The organism is Aliidiomarina sp. B3213 (assembly GCF_003290085.1).
Taxonomy (GTDB): domain Bacteria; phylum Pseudomonadota; class Gammaproteobacteria; order Enterobacterales; family Alteromonadaceae; genus Aliidiomarina.
On the sequence record NZ_QMKJ01000031.1, the window covers coordinates 1 to 267 of the forward strand.

Annotated in this window: 1 rRNA gene; it reads left to right on the plus strand. The window is 42.7% G+C overall.

Annotated features, from left to right (window positions below):
- Positions 1 to 170 precede the first annotated feature (170 nt).
- A 23S ribosomal RNA gene (locus tag DQX04_RS12425) occupies positions 171 to 267 on the plus strand; the annotation flags it as partial.

Below are 267 nucleotides of genomic sequence, written 5' to 3' on the forward strand. Positions count from 1 at the left end.
ATGTGATGTAGCTCTTTAATAATTTGGACAAGCTGATAAAGAAACAAACGAAGTTTGAACAAGCCAGGTATAACTCACCAGATTATTTGGTGGCGTATCGTTCATGTCATAGATACATACACTCGTAAAGAGAGAAGAACGCAAGTTCGGGACACCTTTTCGGGTTGTATGGTTAAGTGACTAAGCGTACACGGTGGATGCCTTGGCAGTTGGAGGCGATGAAGGACGTACTAACTTGCGATAAGCCTAGTTGAGCTAGTAAGAAGC